General features: G+C 58.6%; 21 protein-coding genes. 6 read left to right on the top strand and 15 right to left on the bottom strand.

All coding sequences use genetic code 11. The annotated features are described in order from the left end of the window. Positions 1-28: 28 nt before the first annotated feature. From PSH69_RS08445 to PSH69_RS08425, 5 genes are all read right to left on the bottom strand, one after another. Positions 29-565: a C40 family peptidase gene (locus PSH69_RS08445; protein ID WP_064619367.1), complete on the bottom strand. Its 537-nt coding sequence runs from the start codon at positions 563-565 to the stop codon at positions 29-31. 166 nt (positions 566-731) lie between these two features. Further along, a complete protein-coding gene (locus PSH69_RS08440) occupies positions 732-1,367 on the bottom strand; it encodes a C40 family peptidase (RefSeq protein WP_019579634.1) in 636 nt (211 codons plus the stop codon). Positions 1,368-1,581: 214 nt separating this feature from the next. Continuing rightward, positions 1,582-2,286, bottom strand: coding sequence for a DnaA regulatory inactivator Hda (gene hda / locus PSH69_RS08435; protein ID WP_007936072.1), 705 nt, complete (start codon positions 2,284-2,286; stop codon positions 1,582-1,584). Between the two features lie 227 nt (positions 2,287-2,513). Then, positions 2,514-3,587: an AI-2E family transporter gene (locus tag PSH69_RS08430; protein ID WP_305411653.1), complete on the bottom strand. Its 1,074-nt coding sequence runs from the start codon at positions 3,585-3,587 to the stop codon at positions 2,514-2,516. A gap of 32 nt (positions 3,588-3,619) precedes the next feature. After that, entirely contained in the window at positions 3,620-4,669 is a 1,050-nt protein-coding gene (locus tag PSH69_RS08425; protein ID WP_305411652.1) for a DUF2066 domain-containing protein, read from the bottom strand. 384 nt (positions 4,670-5,053) lie between these two features. Here PSH69_RS08425 and purM point away from each other — a divergent pair, with 384 nt between their 5' ends. From purM to PSH69_RS08400, 5 genes are all read left to right on the top strand, one after another. Then, on the top strand, positions 5,054-6,112 hold the full coding sequence (gene purM / locus PSH69_RS08420; protein WP_007936066.1) for a phosphoribosylformylglycinamidine cyclo-ligase: 1,059 nt from the start codon (positions 5,054-5,056) through the stop codon (positions 6,110-6,112). Next, on the top strand, positions 6,112-6,762 hold the full coding sequence (gene purN / locus PSH69_RS08415; protein ID WP_018925121.1) for a phosphoribosylglycinamide formyltransferase: 651 nt from the start codon (positions 6,112-6,114) through the stop codon (positions 6,760-6,762). Before purM ends, purN begins: the two co-directional genes overlap by 1 nt. An 8-nt stretch (positions 6,763-6,770) precedes the next feature. Continuing rightward, positions 6,771-7,484 carry a DUF3108 domain-containing protein gene (locus PSH69_RS08410; RefSeq protein WP_018925120.1) on the top strand — a complete coding sequence of 238 codons (714 nt, stop codon included), beginning with the start codon at positions 6,771-6,773 and terminating at the stop codon, positions 7,482-7,484. A 231-nt stretch (positions 7,485-7,715) separates the two neighbouring features. Beyond that, complete coding sequence (locus PSH69_RS08405) at positions 7,716-8,132, top strand: OsmC family protein (protein WP_007936063.1); 417 nt, start codon at positions 7,716-7,718, stop codon at positions 8,130-8,132. Between the two features lie 61 nt (positions 8,133-8,193). Further along, entirely contained in the window at positions 8,194-9,081 is an 888-nt protein-coding gene (locus tag PSH69_RS08400) for a pirin family protein (RefSeq protein WP_305411651.1), read from the top strand. A 93-nt stretch (positions 9,082-9,174) separates the two neighbouring features. Here the strand turns inward: PSH69_RS08400 and PSH69_RS08395 are convergent, their stop codons facing one another. From PSH69_RS08395 to PSH69_RS08380, 4 genes are all read right to left on the bottom strand, one after another. Continuing rightward, a complete protein-coding gene (locus tag PSH69_RS08395) occupies positions 9,175-9,903 on the bottom strand; it encodes a dienelactone hydrolase family protein (protein ID WP_305411650.1) in 729 nt (242 codons plus the stop codon). Positions 9,904-9,970: 67 nt separating this feature from the next. After that, complete coding sequence (htpG, locus tag PSH69_RS08390; RefSeq protein ID WP_305411649.1) at positions 9,971-11,875, bottom strand: molecular chaperone HtpG; 1,905 nt, start codon at positions 11,873-11,875, stop codon at positions 9,971-9,973. An 81-nt stretch (positions 11,876-11,956) separates the two neighbouring features. Continuing rightward, positions 11,957-12,409 carry a PaaI family thioesterase gene (locus tag PSH69_RS08385; protein WP_019579626.1) on the bottom strand — a complete coding sequence of 151 codons (453 nt, stop codon included), beginning with the start codon at positions 12,407-12,409 and terminating at the stop codon, positions 11,957-11,959. Further along, positions 12,406-12,882: a PaaI family thioesterase gene (locus PSH69_RS08380; protein WP_138866101.1), complete on the bottom strand. Its 477-nt coding sequence runs from the start codon at positions 12,880-12,882 to the stop codon at positions 12,406-12,408. The genes PSH69_RS08385 and PSH69_RS08380 overlap by 4 nt, the downstream gene beginning before the upstream one ends. A gap of 157 nt (positions 12,883-13,039) precedes the next feature. Between PSH69_RS08380 and PSH69_RS08375 the strand changes: the two genes are divergently transcribed. After that, positions 13,040-13,285: a hypothetical protein gene (locus tag PSH69_RS08375; RefSeq protein WP_138866808.1), complete on the top strand. Its 246-nt coding sequence runs from the start codon at positions 13,040-13,042 to the stop codon at positions 13,283-13,285. 78 nt (positions 13,286-13,363) lie between these two features. Here PSH69_RS08375 and PSH69_RS08370 read toward each other — a convergent pair whose 3' ends face one another. From PSH69_RS08370 to lpdA, 6 genes are all read right to left on the bottom strand, one after another. Beyond that, complete coding sequence (locus PSH69_RS08370) at positions 13,364-13,765, bottom strand: MAPEG family protein (protein WP_305411648.1); 402 nt, start codon at positions 13,763-13,765, stop codon at positions 13,364-13,366. Then, positions 13,765-14,502, bottom strand: a complete 738-nt coding sequence (locus tag PSH69_RS08365) for a DUF599 domain-containing protein (protein WP_305411647.1) — start codon at positions 14,500-14,502, stop codon at positions 13,765-13,767. The genes PSH69_RS08370 and PSH69_RS08365 overlap by 1 nt, the downstream gene beginning before the upstream one ends. 167 nt (positions 14,503-14,669) lie before the next feature. Next, positions 14,670-15,983, bottom strand: coding sequence for a branched-chain amino acid transport system II carrier protein (gene brnQ / locus PSH69_RS08360; protein ID WP_111454375.1), 1,314 nt, complete (start codon positions 15,981-15,983; stop codon positions 14,670-14,672). 475 nt (positions 15,984-16,458) lie between these two features. Continuing rightward, positions 16,459-17,340, bottom strand: coding sequence for a succinate--CoA ligase subunit alpha (gene sucD, locus PSH69_RS08355; RefSeq protein ID WP_007919877.1), 882 nt, complete (start codon positions 17,338-17,340; stop codon positions 16,459-16,461). After that, complete coding sequence (gene sucC, locus PSH69_RS08350) at positions 17,340-18,506, bottom strand: ADP-forming succinate--CoA ligase subunit beta (RefSeq protein WP_007919879.1); 1,167 nt, start codon at positions 18,504-18,506, stop codon at positions 17,340-17,342. Before sucC ends, sucD begins: the two co-directional genes overlap by 1 nt. 199 nt (positions 18,507-18,705) lie before the next feature. Further along, positions 18,706-20,142 (bottom strand): dihydrolipoyl dehydrogenase, encoded by a 1,437-nt coding sequence (gene lpdA, locus PSH69_RS08345; RefSeq protein WP_018925110.1) that lies wholly within the window; start codon positions 20,140-20,142, stop codon positions 18,706-18,708. Positions 20,143-20,241: the final 99 nt, after the last annotated feature.

Here is a 20,241-nt window from a genome sequence, read left to right as displayed (position 1 = left end):
CAGAGCGTGCGAGCAGGCATGACCTGCGCTATGGATTATGTGCCAAGTGCTCGGGCTGCAGGACGCGCTTGGCGCTCAGGTAGGCTTTCTGCCAGTAAGCCTTGGACAAGCTGTCCAGCTTGACCGTACCGCCCGTGGCTGGTGCATGGACGAAGCGCCCTTCGCCGACATAGATCCCGGCATGGCTGACCTGGGAGCCGCCATTGGTGGCGAAGAAAATCAGGTCGCCGGTTTGCAGGCCTTCCTTGCCGACGTCGGGAGCCTGCATGCCGATCATCTCGCGCGTGGACCGCGGCAAGGAAATGCCTGCGACATCGCGATAGACGTAACCGATCAAACCGCTGCAATCGAACCCGGAATCCGGCGTGTTGCCGCCCCAACGATAAGGCGTCCCCACCAGACCGAGCGCGCGAAACAGCACGTCTTCTGCCGCAGGGGAAAAGGCTTGGGGAGAACCGAAAACAATCGGCGCGCGAACCACCGGCGCAGGTGGCGGTGTGCGGCTGGCGCAGGCGCTGAGCAGCGCTGCGAAGAACATGAGTGCGAGGCGGGCCGACATCGTCATAAACAGAACATCCTGATCTGGCTGCGGCTTTTTTCTGCCACAAAGACAGAAAAGAAAACCGCCTGCGCAGAACGCAGGCGGTTTGCCATCAATAATAGATCAGGATTCTAGCGGCTACGCGGCAAACTTCAAGTAAGACTTTAAGTTCGCCTTGTAAACTGTCCGCTTATTTGCGCGCAGTGACGATAGGCGCTGCAGCCGGCGCCATCGCGAGTGCACGCTTGGCTTCGATGAAGGTCTTGCTCCAGTAGCTGTCGCCCAGGCTATCGACCCGGACACCACCGCTTTTGCGGCTGCTGGAGTGAATGAACTGGTTGTCACCCACGTAGATCCCGGCGTGACTGACACGACCGCGACGGCCATTGGTGGCGAAGAACAGCAGGTCACCCGGCTTGAGGGCGCTGCGAGCCACCAGCGGAGCGTCAACGTTGATCATTTCGCGAGTGGAGCGCGGCAGGTTCATGCCAGCCTCTTCACGAAACAGATAACCGATGAAGCCGCTGCAGTCGAAGCCTGCCTCGGAGGTGCCGCCGAAACGGTAACGGGTACCGATCAGGGACATGCCACGTTCGAGGATGCTGTCAGCCAGAACCGGAAGCTGGTACGACTTGCCCCCGGCGAAGTCTGCCAGTTCTTTATTGGTTGCTAGCTCTTCCTGGAAAAGAACGGAAGAAGACTGCGCGGTAACTGAATTTGAAACCTGATGCTGTGGCTCTTGCTGGGACACTGGAGAGTGAGCAGCGCAACCGAACAACAGGGTGACGAGTGCGAGAGGCACGAGGGGTGCGAAGCGATTTAGCATGGGCACGACCGTGGCTGATAGTTGTAAAGAAGCCGAGACTATGCCCGCTATCGATCTCATTTGCAAATTCAATCGATCTTTATGTGACTTATCGGTTTCTCGTTTCCATCTAAGCGCTTAAGCCCATTTTAAACCTTTGCGCAGCCTGCTCCCTTGCAGGAAAGCGGATTTGTTGACGCCTGGAATATGCCGGAACCCGCGAAAAACCTGGCTTTTACCAGCCCAACGTCTCTTTCAGGAACGGGATTGTCAGCTTGCGCTGAGCTTGAAGGGAGGCCTGATCGAGGCGCTCAAGCAGCTCGAAAAGCGCACTCATGCTGCGAGTACCACGAGTCAAAATAAAATGACCGACTTCGTCAGTCAGGTGCAGGCCACGACGGGAGGCGCGCAACTGCAAGGCACGCAACTTGTCTTCGTCAGAGAGCGGACGCATCTGGAAGATGAGCGCCAGTGTCAGCCGAGACTTGAGGTCCGCCAGCTTCACCGGCAGTTCGCGCGGGGACGTCGACGCAGCAATCAGCAGACGCCGACCGCTGTCACGCAGACGATTGAACAGATGGAACAACGCCTCTTCCCAATCCGCCTTGCCGGCGACCGCCTGCAAATCGTCCAGGCAAACCAGTTCGTATTGTTCGAGGTTGTCGAGGATTTCGATGCCACGGTCCATCAACTCGGCCAGCGGCAGATACACCGCCGGTTCACCCATCTGCTCGAAACGCAGGCAAGCCGCCTGCAACAAATGCGTGCGCCCTACCCCGTGCTTGCCCCAGAGGTAAATCAGGCTTTCCGTCCAGCCGGCGTCGGCTTCGCACAGCCGCTCGACATAGCCGAGTGCAGCGGCATTGGCGCCTGGGTAGTAATTGATAAAGGTGGCGTCATCACGCAGACGCACACCTAGGGGCAGCTGAATCGGTTTCATGCTGACTGAACAGTTCCAAAGGAACCGTTAGTGGCCTCTGTGTAAAGTTTGCGAAGTTTATACCCGTGAAGCTGACCGCACAATGCGACAGACCACAAGCAAAATCAAAGGTTTGCGTTAACGCGCTGGTTTTATGACAGTTTCTTTGGCGGTGCATGGGACTGCCGTGCAAGGGACAGGCAAACCTGGCATGAAACCAGGCTGCCTGTCATGAGCGATCAAATCCATTACAGCTTAGGCTCGTCGCTACCGCTGTAGATATCCGAACCCTTATACAAATCATGCATGTGGCGCACCAGGACCATGATCACCGCCGCCACCGGCAATGCCAGCAGCACACCGGTAAAACCGAACAGCTCGCCGCCGGCCAGAATCGCAAAGATCACCGCCACCGGGTGCAGGCCGATCCGGTCCCCCACCAGCAACGGCGTCAGAACCATGCCTTCCAGTGCCTGGCCGACCATGAACACCGCGACGATACCGATCATGGGATACAGATCGCCACCGAACTGGAACAGGCCGGCTATCAACGCCGCACCAATCCCGATGACAAACCCCATGTACGGCACGATCGCCGCCAGACCGGCAATCAGACCGATCAACAGTCCCAGCTCCAGCCCTATCATCATCAAGCCCGCGGCGTAAATCACACCCAGCGCCAGCATCACCAGCAACTGTCCGCGCACGAACGCCCCAAGCACTTCATGGCATTCCCCGGCCAGGGTCATGACACGCTCTTCACGATCACGGGGCAGCAGGCTGCGGATCTTGGCCATCATCAGGTCCCAGTCGCGTAACAGATAAAAACTCACCACCGGGATCAGCACCAGATTGGCCAGCCAACCAATCAGCGCAAGGCCTGAAGCCGTCGCCTGACTCAGCACCACGCCGACAATGTCGGTGGTCTGACCCATGTGCTCGCTGATCGCCGCCTTGAGCTTGTCGAACTTCCAGAAGCCCTCCGACAAACCCAACTTCGATTGCGCCCACGGCAACGCGGTGTGCTGCAACCAGTCGAGCATCTGCGGCGCCAGTTCATACAAGCGAAACAGCTGCTTGGCGAGCATCGGCACCAACACCAACAACAGCGTGGTGAGGATCATGCTGAATAACGCGAACACCGCCACCACGCCCCACGTCCGCGACAAACCAAGCGTCTCCAGCCGATCCACCAGCGGATCGAACAGATAGGCCAGCAACAGCGCCACCAGGAACGGCGTCAGGATCGGATGCAACAGGTAAACAAACGCGCAAAGCAGGGCCACCCCACCGAGCCAGAACCAACGCCGCGTATCGGCCATGTACCACTCCTGCTTCTATATAAAGAAAAAACTCACCAACGGAAACGCAACTGCGGCGTCGGGGCAGGTGCTGGCGCTGCGGCCGGCGCCGAACCCGCAGTCACGGGCTGAACAGGTGCCGGCGCCTGACCGGCCGGAACTTCCTGCAATTGCGCCAGGGACAACTGAGCTCGCAGCTGATCGGCGCTGCCGTTGACGCGATAAAGCACGCGGTCGCCATCGACACTTTGCAGACGCGCGCCAAAAGGCTCCAACAAACGCCCAAGCGTCGCATAACGCTCCAGATTCATGCCCTGCACTTCCAACAATTGCTCGCCCGACGCACCTGGCTTGGCGACGAAACGCGACGCCAGACGCTCGCTGACCGCCAGCATCACCGCATCGGCCACGGCGGCGGTATCGGCGCCCTGCACGCTACCGGCCTCTTTCTGATCGCCCAGCCACAGTCGCCACTTGGCTTGCCATTGCCCCCCTTCTTCACGGGCATGCACCGCCAGCAAGGCATCGGCATTGTAACGATCGGAGGCACTGCGCAGTGGCGCAGGGTCGGCACCTTCCAGATTCGGTGCCGTGGCGACGATCTGTTCATTCAGGTCAGCCAGCGGCAAACGCAACGGCAGGCCTCGGTGCTGAGCCGCCCGACGCAAGGGCGCAGCACTGGCCTGACCATCGCCGACCAGGCTAGAACCTTCGGTGGAATCGTTCAACCACCAGCCGAGGATCGACGGCCGATTGGCCCCCCACACGGCCAGCCCGGCACGACGCAAGGCCTGCTCGGTGGTGGCCGGATCGAAATCGACTTTCAGCACTTGCGGCGGCCCGGCGTCGTAGCCGAACTGACTGATGATCTGCTGAGGATCTTTGCGCACGGCCGCCAGACCGGGGCTTTGCGCCGCCTTGGGATCGCCGGTCAAGCGCAATACCAGCGTTTCCAGCGCCTGCTGAGTCGCCTGATCGCGCTCCTCCGGTGTCTGGCCGGTGACCGGTTGGCGCACTTGATAGAGGCCTTTGACTGTTTCGGCGTGGCTGGCCAGGCTGACCACGGATAAACAGCCCACGAACAAGAATTTAAGAAAACGCATGAAAGATTCCTGACGACAAGAGCGGCTGGAACAGACCGCATGAAGACGATTGAGCCAGGGCTGTGACCACAGGCCCAAGCAAAACATTCACGCGATCGCGGTAAGTTTTCGCACTGTCATAACGATAGACGGTTAACGTCGTACCTTATACAGCCATCCGGGACGCCGCCAACACGGGCAATATCAGTTTTTTTAACGCGATATGCCCCTGCCCGTCGGCACGAGGATGGCCGCTGCCCCTCAAGCCTGATAAAATCGCGCGCCTTCGCAGACCGGCTACAGCCGGGTCGTGTCGAAATAGCGCGTGAGGCTATTGCCTCATCAATTTCGACAGGCCCGCTGAACTCGGTCGTTACCCCTGAATCCCCCCTAAAGGCCTGGATCATGAGCAAGCAACCCTCCCTGAGCTACAAGGACGCCGGTGTAGACATCGACGCCGGTGAAGCATTGGTCGAACGCATCAAGAGCGTCGCCAAGCGCACTGCGCGCCCGGAAGTCATGGGCGGCCTGGGCGGTTTCGGCGCCCTCTGCGAAATCCCGGCCGGTTACAAACAACCGGTGCTGGTATCGGGCACTGACGGCGTCGGCACCAAGCTGCGCCTGGCGCTGAACCTGAACAAGCACGACAGCATCGGCATCGACCTGGTGGCCATGTGCGTGAACGACCTGGTGGTCTGCGGCGCTGAGCCGCTGTTCTTCCTCGACTACTACGCCACCGGCAAACTGAACGTCGACACCGCTGCTCAGGTTGTAACCGGCATCGGCGCCGGCTGTGAACTGTCCGGCTGCTCCCTGGTCGGCGGCGAAACCGCTGAAATGCCTGGCATGTATGAAGGTGAAGACTACGACCTGGCCGGCTTCTGCGTCGGCGTCGTGGAAAAATCCGAAATCATCGACGGTTCGAAAGTCGCTGCCGGCGATGCCCTGCTCGCCCTGCCGTCTTCCGGCCCGCACTCGAACGGCTACTCGCTGATCCGCAAGATCATCGAAGTGTCGGGTTCCGACATCGAGAACATCCAGCTCGACGGCAAACCGCTGACCGACCTTCTGATGGCTCCGACCCGTATCTACGTGAAGCCGTTGCTCAAGCTGATCAAGGACACCGGCGCCGTCAAGGCCATGGCCCACATCACCGGCGGCGGCCTGCTGGACAACATCCCGCGCGTACTGCCAAAAGGCGCTCAAGCGGTGGTTGACGTCGCGAGCTGGACCCGCCCTGCGGTGTTCGACTGGCTGCAAGAGAAAGGCAACGTCGACGAAACCGAAATGCACCGCGTGCTGAACTGCGGCGTCGGCATGGTCATCTGCGTTGCCCAGGAGCACGTTGAAACCGCGCTGAACGTCCTGCGTGAAGCTGGCGAGCAGCCATGGGTCATCGGTCAGATCGCCACCGCTGCCGAAGGCGCGGCCCAGGTCGAACTGAAGAACCTCAAGGCTCATTAATGTCCCAGACCTGTGATGTGGTGGTGCTGCTGTCCGGCACCGGCAGTAACTTGCAGGCCTTGATCGACAGCACGCGGACCGGCGATAGCCCGGCCCGCATTGCTGCGGTGATTTCCAACCGCGCCGACGCCTACGGCCTGCAACGCGCCAGGGACGCGGGTATCGACACCCGCACCCTGGATCACAAGGCTTTCGAGGGCCGCGAGGCCTTCGATGCCGCGCTGATCGAACTGATCGACGCCTTCAACCCCAAACTCGTGGTATTGGCCGGCTTCATGCGCATTCTCAGCGCTGACTTCGTGCGCCATTACCAGGGTCGCCTGCTCAATATCCATCCCTCGCTGCTGCCCAAATACAAAGGGTTACACACTCATCAGCGCGCGCTGGAGGCCGGCGATACGGAACACGGCTGCTCCGTGCACTTCGTCACCGAGGAACTCGATGGCGGACCACTGGTCGTACAGGCAGTAATACCGGTAGAGTTGCACGATTCGCCGCAGAGTCTGGCGCAGCGAGTCCACACCCAGGAACACCTGATCTACCCGATGGCCGTACGCTGGTTTGCCGAAGGCCGTTTATCACTCGGCGAACAAGGTGCTTTACTGGACGGACAGTTACTCGCGGCCAGCGGCCACTTGATTCGAACCTAGGAGATTTTATGCGTCGTGCCCTGCTCTTCGCTTGCGCTCTGCTCGCCCTGCCGTTTGCGCAGGCCGCGGACCTTCATCCCTTCTCCGCCAGCTACACCGCCGACTGGAAGCAACTGCCCATGAGCGGCACCGCCGAACGCAGCCTGACCAAGGAAGCCAACGGCGTCTGGAAACTCAGCTTCAAGGCGTCGATGATGATCGCCAGCCTGACCGAAGAAAGCACCCTGACCCTGGACAAGGACACGCTGCTGCCGCAGTCCTACCACTTCGAACGCGGTGGCCTGGGCAAAGCCAAGAAGGCTGATCTGGATTTCGACTGGACCAACAAGATGGTCACCGGCACCGATCGCGGTGACGCCGTCAAGCTCCCGCTCAACCGCGGCATGGTCGACAAGTCCACCTATCAACTGGCGCTGCAGCATGACGTGGCCGCCGGCAAGAAAAGCATGAGCTATCAGGTCGTCGATGCCGGCGAAGTCGATACCTATGACTTCCGCGTGCTGGGTTCGGAGAAAGTCGACACAAAGGCAGGCCAGATCGATGCAGTCAAGGTCGAGCGCGTGCGCGATCCGACACAAAGCAAGCGCATCACCGTGCTGTGGTTCGCCAAGGATTGGGATTACCTGCTGGTCCGCCTGCAACAGGTCGAAACCGACGGCAAGGAGTACAACATCATGCTCCTCGACGGTACGGTCAACGGCAAGACGGTCAAAGGCAGCTGATCCGGACCGACATGAAAGCCCCGCAAACGCGGGGCTTTTTTTCGTCTGGTGTTTCGTTGGGCGGGAGCGATCAGCGCACAGTACAACGTTGCTGGGCCAGTAGACGATCACCCTGGAACACCATGAAACGCCAAAGGGATCAAAAAGTGGAACGCCCGACTTGAGGAATACTCTATAAATTCAGGGTCTTTTTTGATCGAATGACTTTTCCTGATCCCTGCGAGGTTTCCCATGACTGTTACCGTCAATACTGTCTCCGCCGAAGGTTTTCGTCACAGCGTCCAGATCGATGACCATGAACTGTTTGCCGATGTTCCCAAGTCGTCCGGTGGCGAAGGCACCGCGCCAGAGCCCCATGACTATTTCGACGCGGCCCTCGGCGCCTGCAAGGCCCTGACCCTGAAGCTGTATGCGAAGAAAAAGGGCATTCCACTGACCGGCGTCGGGGTCGAGGTCAAGCGCGACAACAGTGAAGAGCAGAAAGGCAAATATGCCCTGCACGTCAAACTCACGCTCAAGGGCGTACTCACCGACGCCCAGCGCGACGAGCTGCACCGCGTGGCCGACCGCTGCCCGGTACACAAGCTGATGACCACCTCTGAAGTCAGCATCGAGACTCATCTGTCCGAAGGCGCCTTCAGCCAATAGCGGCAACGGCTACGCAAGCGGGTTATGCTCCCTGCGTCACCCGCTCAGCCTGGAACGCACCATGAACACTCCGCTCGTGATCCGCCCCCGCGCCGAAGATGTCGAAGGCCAACCGATCCTTCGCCCTTTGCCGTCAGCCAAATGCCGCAACGTCGGGCCCTTCGTGTTTTTCGACCACATGCTCGAAACCCGTTATCCACCGGGCAAAGGCATGAACATCCGTCAGCATCCGCACATCGGCCTGTCCACCCTCACCTACCTGTTCGAAGGGCAAATCCAGCACAAGGACAGCCTCGGTTCCGATCAGGTGGTGAAAGCCGGCGATGTCAGCTGGATGACCGCCGGCAGTGCGATTGCCCACGTCGAACGCACGCCCGAAGCCTTGAAGAACAGTGGCGGTACAATGCACGGCTTACAGATCTGGCTGGCTTCGCCCAAGGACCGTGAGCACGGCCCAGGACACTACAGCCACCATCCAGCAGCCACGCTGCCCGTCAGCGAAAACCTTGGCGTGAAGATACGAATGATCGCCGGGACGGGCTTTTGCCTTGAATCACCGGTCCCGGTACTTTCGCCTACGCTGTATGCCGAATTGAACCTGCAAACGGCGACCACACTGCTGATTCCCACCGAGCATGAAGAACGGGCGTTGTATGTGTTGAGTGGCGAGGCGCAGCTTGATGGCGAGTTGCTGGAGCCCTACACGCTAGTGGTGCTGCCGGCCGGGGAAGAGATGACGCTGTTCGCCGAGAGTGACTGCCATGCCGTGCTGTTTGGCGGAGCGCCACTGGACGGGCCACGACGGATCAACTGGAACTTCGTGGCCAGTGATCCGGCATTGATTGATGAAGCACGTCAGCGCTGGGCGGCCGGGGATTGGCCGACGGTGCCGGGGGAAAGTGAGCGGATTGAGTTGCCGAAACACCGAAGCCCGCCAACGCCCCTGTAACTGATCGTCTGATCGTTTCCACACCGCGAGCTTCCCTGGAGGCATTCCCACGCAGAACGTGGGAACGATCAGTGTCCGGACCGAGGGCAGCTTTCAGCCCTTGAACACTTCATCCAACAAGTTATGCATCGACGTGAACGCGCGAGCCGCGGTTTTCGCGTCATACATCATCATGCCCGGCACGTTGGCATGCGGGTCGGTGAACGAATGCACCGCGCCGCCATAGCTCAGCAATTGCCAATCCACACCGGCGGCATCCATCTCAGCTTCAAACGCTGGCAGTTGCTCTTTCGGCACCAACGGATCGGCAGCGCCATGCAGCACCAGCACCGAACCCTTGATGCTTTCCGCATCGTTCACATTCGGCGTATCCAGCGTGCCGTGGAACGACACCGCAGCCTTCACCGGCGCACCGCTACGCGCCAGCTCCAGCGCACAGCAACCACCGAAGCAGAAACCAAAAGTCGCCAGTTTCGAGGTATCGACCGCCGCCTCGCCCTGCCCTTGCAGTTGTTCGAAGGCGGCCTGCATGCGTTTGCGCAGTAAGGCGCGATCATTCTTCAGCGGCATCATCGCCGCGCCTGCCTCGTCGCCGTTCTGCGGACGAACCGATTGCCCGTACAGATCCGCGATCAGCACCACATAACCCTTGGATGCCACCGATTTGGCAATCTCCTCGGCACCGACGCTGACGCCCATCCAGTTCGGCGCCATCAACAGACCCGGACGCGGGCCTTTATGGTCAGCATCGAAGGCCAGACGGCTTTCATACGATTGGCCGTCGATCTGATAGGCGACGGATCGAACAGTGATTTGGCTCATGACTGACTCCCAGTAAAAAAGCACCAGAATGAAAAAACCCGCCGAAGCGGGTTTTTATACAACGTGGTTAAACCGACAGTTCAACCAGCAGCTTGTTCAGACGACGCACATAAGCGGCCGGGTCTTTCAAGCTGTCGCCGGCCGCCAGGGCCGCCTGATCGAACAGAATGTGCGACAGGTCGCCGAAGCGCTCGTCGCTCTGCTCGTTGTCGAGCTTCTCGATCAGCGGGTGAGCCGGGTTGAATTCGAAGATCGGTTTCGAATCCGGAACCTTCTGACCGCTGGCTTCCAGGATCTGACGCATTTGCAGGCCCAGGTCTTGCTCGCCGATGGCCAGAATCGCCGGGGAATCGGTCAAGCGATGGGAAACCCGCACTTCAGCAACGGACTCACCCAGAGCGGTCTTGAGACGCTCAACCAGGCCTTCTTTGGACTTGGCGACTTCTTCCGCGGCTTTCTTGTCTTCTTCCGAATCCAGGTTGCCGAGGTCCAGGTCACCGCGTGCCACGTCGACAAAGCTCTTGCCCTCGAAGTCGTTGAGGTAGCTCATCAGCCACTCGTCGATACGGTCGGTCAGCAGCAGCACTTCGATGCCTTTCTTGCGGAAGACTTCCAGGTGCGGGCTGTTTTTGACTTGCGCGTAGGTTTCGCCGGTCAGGTAGTAGATCTTGTCCTGACCTTCCTTGGCACGGGCCAGGTAGTCGGCCAGACCTACAACCTGCTCGCCGTCGTCGCCCTGAGTGGACGCGAAACGCAGCAGACCGGCAATTTTTTCTTTGTTGGCGAAGTCTTCTGCCGGGCCTTCTTTCATGACCTGACCGAAGTTCTTCCAGAAGCCTTTGTATTGCTCAGGCTCGTTCTTCGCCAGTTTTTCCAGCATGTCCAGAACGCGCTTGGTCAGCGCCGACTTCATGGAGTCGATGATCGGGTCTTTCTGCAGGATTTCCCGCGACACGTTCAGCGACAGGTCGTTGGAGTCGACCACGCCTTTGATGAAGCGCAGGTACAGCGGCAGGAACGACTCAGCCTGATCCATGACGAACACGCGCTGCACGTACAGCTTCAGGCCTTTCGGCGCTTCACGCTGGTACAGATCGAACGGAGCACGGGTCGGCACATAAAGCAGCGAGGTGTACTCGAGCTTGCCCTCGACTTTGTTGTGGCTCCAGCTCAGCGGGTTTTCGAAATCGTGAGCGACGTGCTTGTAGAACTCCTGGTATTCCTCGTCCTTCACTTCAGTGCGAGGGCGAGTCCACAGGGCGCTGGCGCGGTTGACGGTTTCCCACTCAACGGCAGGCTTCTCTTCGCCTTCGGCGGCTGCCACTTCTTTCGGCAACTCGATCGGCAAGGCGATGTGGTCGGAATACTTCTTGATGATGTTACGCAGACGCCAGCCATCGGCGAACTCGTCTTCACCGGATTTCAGGTGCAGAACGATACGGGTGCCGCGATCAGCTTTCTCGACGGTGGCGATTTCAAATTCGCCTTCGCCCTTGGACGACCAGTGCACACCTTCGCTGGCAGCGAGGCCGGCACGGCGGCTGAATACGTCAACTTTATCGGCGACGATGAACGCCGAGTAGAAACCGACACCGAACTGACCGATCAGGTGCGAGTCTTTTTTCTGATCGCCAGACAGGTGCTTCATGAAATCGGCGGTACCGGACTTGGCGATGGTGCCCAGGTGAGTGACCGCATCTTCACGGCTCATGCCGATGCCGTTGTCTTCGAGGGTGACGGTTTTAGCGTCCTTGTCGAAGCTCACACGGATTTTCAGTTCAGCGCCGCCTTCCAGCAATTCAGGCTTGGCCAGCGCTTCAAAACGTAATTTATCGACAGCGTCAGAGGCGTTCGAGATCAATTCGCGAAGGAAGATTTCCTTGTTGGAATACAGCGAATGGATCATGAGGTGCAGCAGCTGCTTCACCTCGGTCTGGAAGCCCAGGGTTTCCTTTTGAGTTTCCACACTCATGGTCATCAAACTCCAATCAGATGGCAGTGGCCGCGACCTTGAGGGTCGGCGGCGGGTTGTCCTCAGAGTTGGGGGCTGAGATCAGGATTTCAAGGGCTCTTCGATTTTGAAGTGGGCCCGGGCCGTGGCAATGGGCTCGGCTTCAGTGCTTTGCCAGGCGGTAATCGCCACGTTTGCTACCCGCCGCCCCTGGCGACAAACCTGGCATCGGGCCCAGGTATCGCGAAACTGCCCCGCGCGCAGGTAGTCGAGGGAGAAGTCGATAATCTTCGGCACACCGGGTGAGCCGGTGAAAATCAACAGGTGCAACGCCGCTGAGAGCTCCATGAACCCGGCAATCACCCCGCCATGAATCGCCGGCAGTAAAGGGTTACCAATGTTGTCTTTGTTGGCCGGCAGACGAAACAGCAGCTCATCTCCTACCCGCGAACATTCGACGCCGATCAGCTCGGCGTAAGGAATCAGCTGCAGCAGCGCGGCGTAGTCCCCCTGCGCATGAGCCTGTTGAAGCTGTTCCTTAAACGTGTCGGTCATTTCGTACCTCCGGCAATGGCGCCGCCAAAGTTTTTAGTACCTTTGATGCCCTTGCCCATGCGCATGAAAGTACCCACTACATGAGCGATGGGCTGTTCGGGGTCGTCCTGATAGGCAAAACCACGCGCAAAAATCACATCGGTAGTCACTCGGTAGCATTGGGCGAAGCCGTAAACGTCCTTGTGTGGCTCGGCGGCATGCATGTAGTCGATGCGCAGGTCGAGCGTCGGGCAGACTTCGAACTCAGGCAGCACGCAGAGGGTGGCCATGCCACAGGCGGTATCCATCAGCGAGGTCAACGCACCGCCATGAATCACCCCGGTTTGCGGATTACCGACGATCTGCCGGCTGTACGGGAGAATTACCGTCAGCCCTTCGCCGCTGGCGCTGTGAACGCGCATGCCGAGTACCTGACAATGGCGCAACGCCGACAGGAATCGCGTCGCACGCTCAAAAACGGGGTTTTCGGCCATCTGATAAAACGCTCCTTAGTGTCCGGGCAAAGTAGCAGGCTAAAGGGCAAAAGTTCCATGGCAAAACAAACTTATATATCTGAGTGATTTGAGGAACTTAACCGTGATTGCCGTGCTCGAAAGGCCAGTAGATATTTTCCATCAGGAGAAACACCCCATGCGTAAGACTTTAGCTATTGCCTTGATGTTGACCGCTTCCCTCGGTCTCGCTGCCTGCGATAAAAAATCCGAGGACAAAGCTCAAGATGCCGCCAAACACAGTGAGCAAGCTCAGGAAAAAATGAGCGAAGCTCAGGATAAAGTGAACGAGGCAGCGAAAGAAAACGCCGATGCTGCCAAAGCTCAGGCCGAATCGAACGCAGCAGCGGCAAAAGAAGCCGCGCCGGAAGCACCTAAAAACTAAAAGCGTTTTTTTGTGATAAAAGAAAACCCGCCAAGTGCGGGTTTTCTTTTATCTGCAGCTTTTGTTCGCAACGCAGTCTTAGAGCAAAATCATCCTAAAAGTCGGACTAATCATCAGCAACAACGAACACACTAATCCGACGAACCACACCAGACTTCGCTGCCAGGCCAGATCAGCCCAATAACACAGTAAGTAGATAACGCGCGCGATCACGAAGGCGATCGCCAGCGCATCGATCAGCCATCCCGCCGTTTGCGTGGTGTGCGCCATCAACACCCCGACCGCAAACAAAATGAACGCCTCGAAACTGTTCTGGTGGGCCGCCAATGCGCGGGCGCCGAAACCTGTGAGTTGCGCCTGTTGTTGACGCGGCAGGTGATTGTTGTAACCGCCCTGCTCTTTCATCGCCTTGGCCACCGGCATGCGCGCCACGAAAATCAACAAGGCGCTGATAAACACACACCAGAATGGAATACTCATCAAGCCGCCTCTTTGTTCAGCTCAGGCAATGGCGCCTCTGTAGGTGTATAGACCATCACGTCAAGAACGTCGGAGTGAAACTCGCGGCGATACAATACCAACACGACACCGGCGCTCATCAACATGAACAACCAGGGGCTGACAAACCACGCCAGCATGCTCATGCCGAAGTAATAGGAACGCAGACCGAAGTTGAACTGGTTGGCCGCCATGGAGATGACACGGGCGGCTCGGGAAGCAAAGGCGTTACGCTCTTGCTCGGACACATGCCGCTCACCGATCATCGGTGCCGAACCCACGAGAATGGCCGCAAAGTTGTACTGACGCATGCACCAGCTGAACGTAAAGAACGCATAGACAAACACCAGCGCCAGGCACAACAACTTGATCTCCGACATGCCTTGGGAAGCCTGTTGCACCATCGGGATATCAGCAAGCAACGACACGGCTCTTTCGGATGCCCCCAACACCGTGAGAATACCGGCCAGGATAATCAACGTGCTGGAAGCGAAGAACGAGGCGTTGCGCTCCAGGTTACCGATCACGCTGGCATCGGCGATGCGGTTGTCGCGCAACAGCATGCGGCGCATCCAGTCTTCGCGGTACAGGTGCAGCACACTGGCCAGGCATGCGGTGTCACGGCCCTTCCATGTCGCGTAACGGGTGTAGCCACCCCAACAGACGACAAACCAGAACGCGGCGAGGATGTGGATCAGATTGGCGTGGATGAACGACATGCAGTTCCTTGTGATGTGTAGACGATGATGAAATCTGCGGATAGTGCTTCGACGTTAACCCAAGGAAAAAGACACTGCATCACACGCATAAAAAATGCCCCGTATCGATTGATACGGGGCATTTCCATTTGTAGATCAAGCCCGCTTGTGGCGGGTCATGAAGCGGCTTAAGCCAGCGCTTCTTCGCGCTTGCCCAGCAGACGGTCGCAAACCACGGCAACCACCAGGGTCATGAACGACGGCACCAGCCACGCCAGGCCCTGCTCGCTCAGAGGCAGGTGAGCCAGTTGAGTCGGCATCCAGTCGGCGAGACCGGCGCCCTTGAGGGCGTCGATCATGCCGAAAATGAACGACACCAGCATCACCGGACCGACGATGCGACCCTGCTCATGCCAGAAGTCCTTGCAGAAGCTCAGGGCCACCAGGGCGATGCACGGCGGGTAGATGGCGGTCAGTACCGGAATCGAGAACGCAATCAGCTTGGTGAGGCCCAGGTTGGACACCAGCAGGGAGAACGCGGCCAGGATGATCACCAGCGTCTTGTAGGACAGTGGCAGCACACGGCTGAAGTATTCGGCACAGGCGCAGGTCAGACCGACCGCAGTCACCAGGCAGGCCAGGGAGATCAGCACCGCGAGGAAACCGCTGCCGAGCGAACCGAAGGTGTGCTGCACGTAGGCGTGCAATACCGCCGCGCCGTTGGTGGCACCGGCGGCCACTTCATGGCTGCCCGAGCCGAGACGGAACAGGCTGACGTAAACCAGCGCCAGACCTACACCGGCAATCAGCCCGGCAATGATCGCGTAACGGGTGATCAACACCGGCGATTCCACGCCACGGGAGCGGATCGCATTGACGATGACAATGCCGAATACCAGCGCACCCAGGGTATCCATGGTCAGGTAACCATTGATGAAGCCCTGGGAGAACGGTGCCGCCACATATTCAGGGGTAGCCACGCCAATGTTACCGGCCGGCAACGCGAACGCTGCGATGCCGAGAACGGCCAGGGCGATGATCTTCAGCGGTGCGAGGAACCGTCCTACGGTGTCCAGCAGACGGCCCGGATAGAGCGAGATGAAGAACACCAGCAGGAAGTACACCGAGCTATAGAGAAACAGCGCCAGCGGGCTCTCGCCGGTCAGCGGCGCCAGACCTACTTCGAACGACACGGTCGCGGTGCGCGGTGTCGCGAACAACGGGCCGACAGCGAGGTAGCACGCGGCTGCCAGCAGGCCACCGGCGATTTTACCGATCGGGCTGCTCAAGGCATCCATTGCACCGCCGACCTTGGCCAGGGCGACCACGGTGATCACCGGCAGACCGACTGCGGTGATCAGAAAACCCAGCGCCGCCATCCAGACATTAGGCCCGGACTGCAAACCGACGATAGGCGGGAAGATGATGTTGCCAGCCCCGACGAACAGGGCAAATGTCATGAAGCCCAGTGCCAGGATGTCCTGGCCTTTCAACACTTTCATTAAGGAAATACCACACTACTGAATCGGAATTTAGAGAGGGATTTCCCTTATGGGTGAGGGAAATGCTGTCGATCCGTATAGGACTGACCCGTTTAGCGCGCCGCAGCCTTGTGGGCCGCAAACGCAAAATGGCGGCTAGCCTACCGAATTTGCCCGCCAAACGCACTATTACGGGGCGAACTATCCGATACGCGACATTTCAGTGTCGTGTTTACATATCTAATTTTCACAACCGCCCTGTGGCGAGGGAGCTTGTCGGATCGCCGCACCGTCCCGCTCGGCTGCGCAGCAGACGCAAACAGACAAACACAAACTGCCTGATGTAACGCGAGTGCAGGTTTTGGGGTCGCTTCGCAACCCAGCGGGAGCAAGCTCCCTCGCTACAAAAAGCGCTGCGAATATCTCAAACCCCGGAAATGACAAAGGCCACCCGAAGGTGGCCTTTGTTTGGTGGAGCGTCAGTTAAGCGCGAGGCTTACTTGACGGCCCAACCGGTCAGCTCGGCCAGGGCCTTGCCGATGTCTGCCAGCGAACGCACGGTTTTAACGCCTGCGTCTTGCAGAGCAGCGAATTTCTCGTCTGCAGTGCCTTTGCCGCCAGAGATGATTGCGCCAGCATGGCCCATGCGCTTGCCCGGAGGAGCAGTCACACCAGCGATGTAGGAAACAACCGGCTTGGTCACGTGTGCCTTGATGTAGGCAGCCGCTTCTTCTTCAGCCGAACCGCCGATCTCGCCGATCATCACGATCGCTTCGGTCTTCGGGTCTTCCTGGAACAGCTTCAGGATGTCGATGAAGTTCGAACCCGGGATCGGGTCACCACCGATGCCGACGCAAGTCGACTGACCGAAACCGGCGTCAGTAGTCTGCTTCACAGCTTCGTAGGTCAGGGTGCCGGAACGGGAAACGATACCGACCTTGCCTGGCAAGTGAATGTGACCTGGCATGATGCCGATCTTGCATTCGCCTGGAGTGATCACGCCTGGGCAGTTAGGACCGATCAGGACTACGCCCAGCTCGTCGCACTTGACCTTGGCATCCAGCATGTCCAGGGTAGGAATGCCTTCAGTGATGCAAACGATCAGCTTGATGCCGCCGAAGGCTGCTTCCAGGATGGAGTCCTTGCAGAAAGGAGCTGGAACGTAGATCACGCTGGCGGTGGCGCCAGTGGCAGCTACAGCGTCTTTCACGGTGTTGAACACTGGCAGACCCAGGTGCTCGGTGCCGCCTTTGCCTGGAGTTACGCCGCCAACCATCTTGGTGCCGTATTCGATGGCTTGCTGGGTGTGGAAACTACCTTGCGAACCGGTAATACCCTGGCAGATAACTTTGGTGTCTTTATTGATCAGGACGCTCATTATTTGCCCTCCGCAGCTTTGACAACTTGTTGAGCAGCGTCGGTCAGGCTGGTAGCAGCGATGATGTTCAAACCGCTTTCTGCCAGTACTTTAGCGCCCAGCTCAGCGTTGTTGCCTTCAAGGCGAACAACAACCGGGATTTTCACGCCGACTTCTTTCACAGCGCCGATGATGCCTTCGGCAATCATGTCGCAACGAACGATGCCGCCGAAGATGTTGACCAGTACTGCAGCGACGTTAGTGTCGGACAGGATGATCTTGAACGCTTCGGTTACGCGTTCTTTGGTAGCACCGCCGCCCACGTCGAGGAAGTTGGCTGGTTTGCCGCCATGCAGGTTGACGATGTCCATGGTACCCATGGCCAGGCCAGCACCGTTGACCATGCAACCGATGTTGCCTTCCAGCGCTACGTAGTTCAGTTCGAACTTGGCAGCGTGCGCTTCGCGCGGATCGTCTTGCGACGGATCGTGGAAAGTCTTCAGCTTAGGCTGACGGTACATGGCGTTGGCGTCGATGTTGATCTTGGCATCGAGGCAATGCAGATCGCCGTCAGCCTTGATCACCAGCGGGTTCACTTCCAGCAGAGCCAGGTCGTGATCCTTGAACAGCTTGGCCAGACCTACGAAGATCTTGGCGAACTGAGCAACTTGCTTGCCTTCCAGACCCAGCTGGAATGCCAGCTCGCGACCCTGGAATGGCTGAGCGCCAACCAGTGGATCGATAGTGGCTTTCAGAATTTTTTCTGGAGTGTCGTGAGCGATTTTCTCGATGTCCACGCCACCTTCGGTGGAAGCCATGAACACGATGCGACGGCTCGAACGGTCAACGACAGCGCCCAGGTACAGCTCTTTAGCGATATCAGTGCACGATTCAACCAGGATTTTGGTGACCGGCTGACCATTGGCGTCAGTCTGGTAAGTCACCAGACGCTTGCCCAGCCACTGCTGTGCGAATGCTTTAGCGTCTTCTTTGCTGCGAACCAGCTTTACGCCGCCCGCTTTACCGCGACCACCGGCGTGAACCTGGGCTTTGACAACCCATTCGCTGCCGCCGATTTTGTCGCAAGCTTCTGCTGCTGCTTCCGGGGTGTCTACCGCGTAACCGGTGGATACTGGCAGGCCGTACTCAGCGAACAGCTGCTTACCCTGATACTCGTGAAGATTCATGCTTATTACCGTCTTCGTTAGGTACTGCGCATTCGGTGCTGCACTCATTCAAGTGCCGCACCACCTGTGACTGCTGCTTGCGTAACCTTTCCGGGTACCCGGTGCAGCTACGCAAGACTGCGTCCAGCGGACATTCCGCGGTGAGTCTTGCTCGCAAGGCTCACGACGGGCCGTACCGCCGTGGTTTCTTATTATCCGCTTAGCGTTTCTTGCGGTTGGCGATGTGGATGGCGCCGCCATTCACAGCCAACGCTGCTTCGTGCAAGGCTTCAGACAGGGTCGGATGGGAGAAAACCATCATGCCCAGGTCTTCAGCGCTGGTGCCGAATTCCATGCCGATCGCGCCCTGCTGAACCAGTTCTGCGGCGCTCGGGCCAATCACGTGGACGCCCAATACGCGGTCAGTCTTGGCATCAGCGATGACCTTGACGAAACCACCGGTATCGTTGGCGGCCATGGCACGGCCAGAGGCTGCGAACGGGAAGGTGCCGACGTTAACTTCTACGCCTTCAGCTTTCAAGGCCTGCTCGGTTTTACCGACCCACGCGATTTCCGGGTGAGTATAAATAACCGAAGGGATCAGATCATAGTTCATCTGGGCTTTGTGGCCCTTGATGCGCTCGACAACCATGATGCCCTCTTCCGAGGCTTTGTGAGCCAGCATCATGCCGCGAACCACGTCACCGATGGCGTAAACGCCCGGTACGGTGGTGGCGCAGTGATCGTCAACGTGCACGAAACCGCGCTCGTCGAGGGTCACGCCGCAATCGGCAGCCAGCAGATCAGTGGTCACCGGACGGCGACCAACGGCTACGATCAGCTTGTCGAAAGTGATGTTCTGTTCGCCGTTGGCATCGGTGTAGTTCACAACGACTTCGTCGCCGTTCACTTTGGAACCGGTCACGCGAGCGCCCAGCTTGATGTCCAGACCCTGTTTGGTCAGGGTTTTCAGCGCTTCCTTGGAAACAGCGGTGTCCGCTGCCATCAGGAAGGTATCCAGTGCTTCGAGAACGGTGACTTCGGCGCCCAGACGGGACCATACCGAACCCAGTTCCAGACCGATAACACCAGCGCCGATTACACCCAGGCGTTTTGGTACGGATTGGAATTCCAGAGCGCCAGTCGAATCGACGATCACATTCTGGTCGACCGGAGCCGGTGGAATGTCGATCGGACGCGAGCCCGGAGCCAGGATGACGTTTTCGGCTTCGATGACTTCAACCGAACCGTCAGGCTTGGTGACTTCGACTTTCTTGCCAGCCAGCAGTTTGCCGTGGCCCTGAATCGAAGTGACGCCGTTAGCCTTGAACAGCGTTGCAACGCCGGAGGTCAGGCCTTTGACGATGTTGGCTTTACGGCCGACCATTGCTGGCACGTCCATGGTCACGCCAGCGTGGTTGATACCGTGGATCGCGAAGCCGTCTTGCGCTTCGTGAAACTTCCAGGAGCTGTCCAGCAGCGCCTTGGATGGAATGCAGCCGACGTTCAGGCAAGTACCGCCGAGGGCCAGTTTGCCTTCCTTGTCGGTGTATTTCTCGATGCAGGCAGTGGTGAGGCCCAGTTGCGCTGCTTTAATGGCAGCCACGTAGCCGCCAGGGCCCGCACCAATCACTACCACGTCGAATTTCTGAGTCATGTGTCATTCCTTCTCGAATCAAACCGGACGGCCCCTTTTGAGGACCGTCGTGGGACGAAGCTGGTCATTACAGAAGGGCCGTCCATCATTGAACGGCCC

Source organism: Pseudomonas sp. FP1740, from assembly GCF_030687165.1.
Classification (GTDB): Bacteria; Pseudomonadota; Gammaproteobacteria; order Pseudomonadales; family Pseudomonadaceae; genus Aquipseudomonas.
Note: the sequence above shows the minus strand (reverse complement) of the source record. Positions and strands in the feature narration are given on the sequence as shown.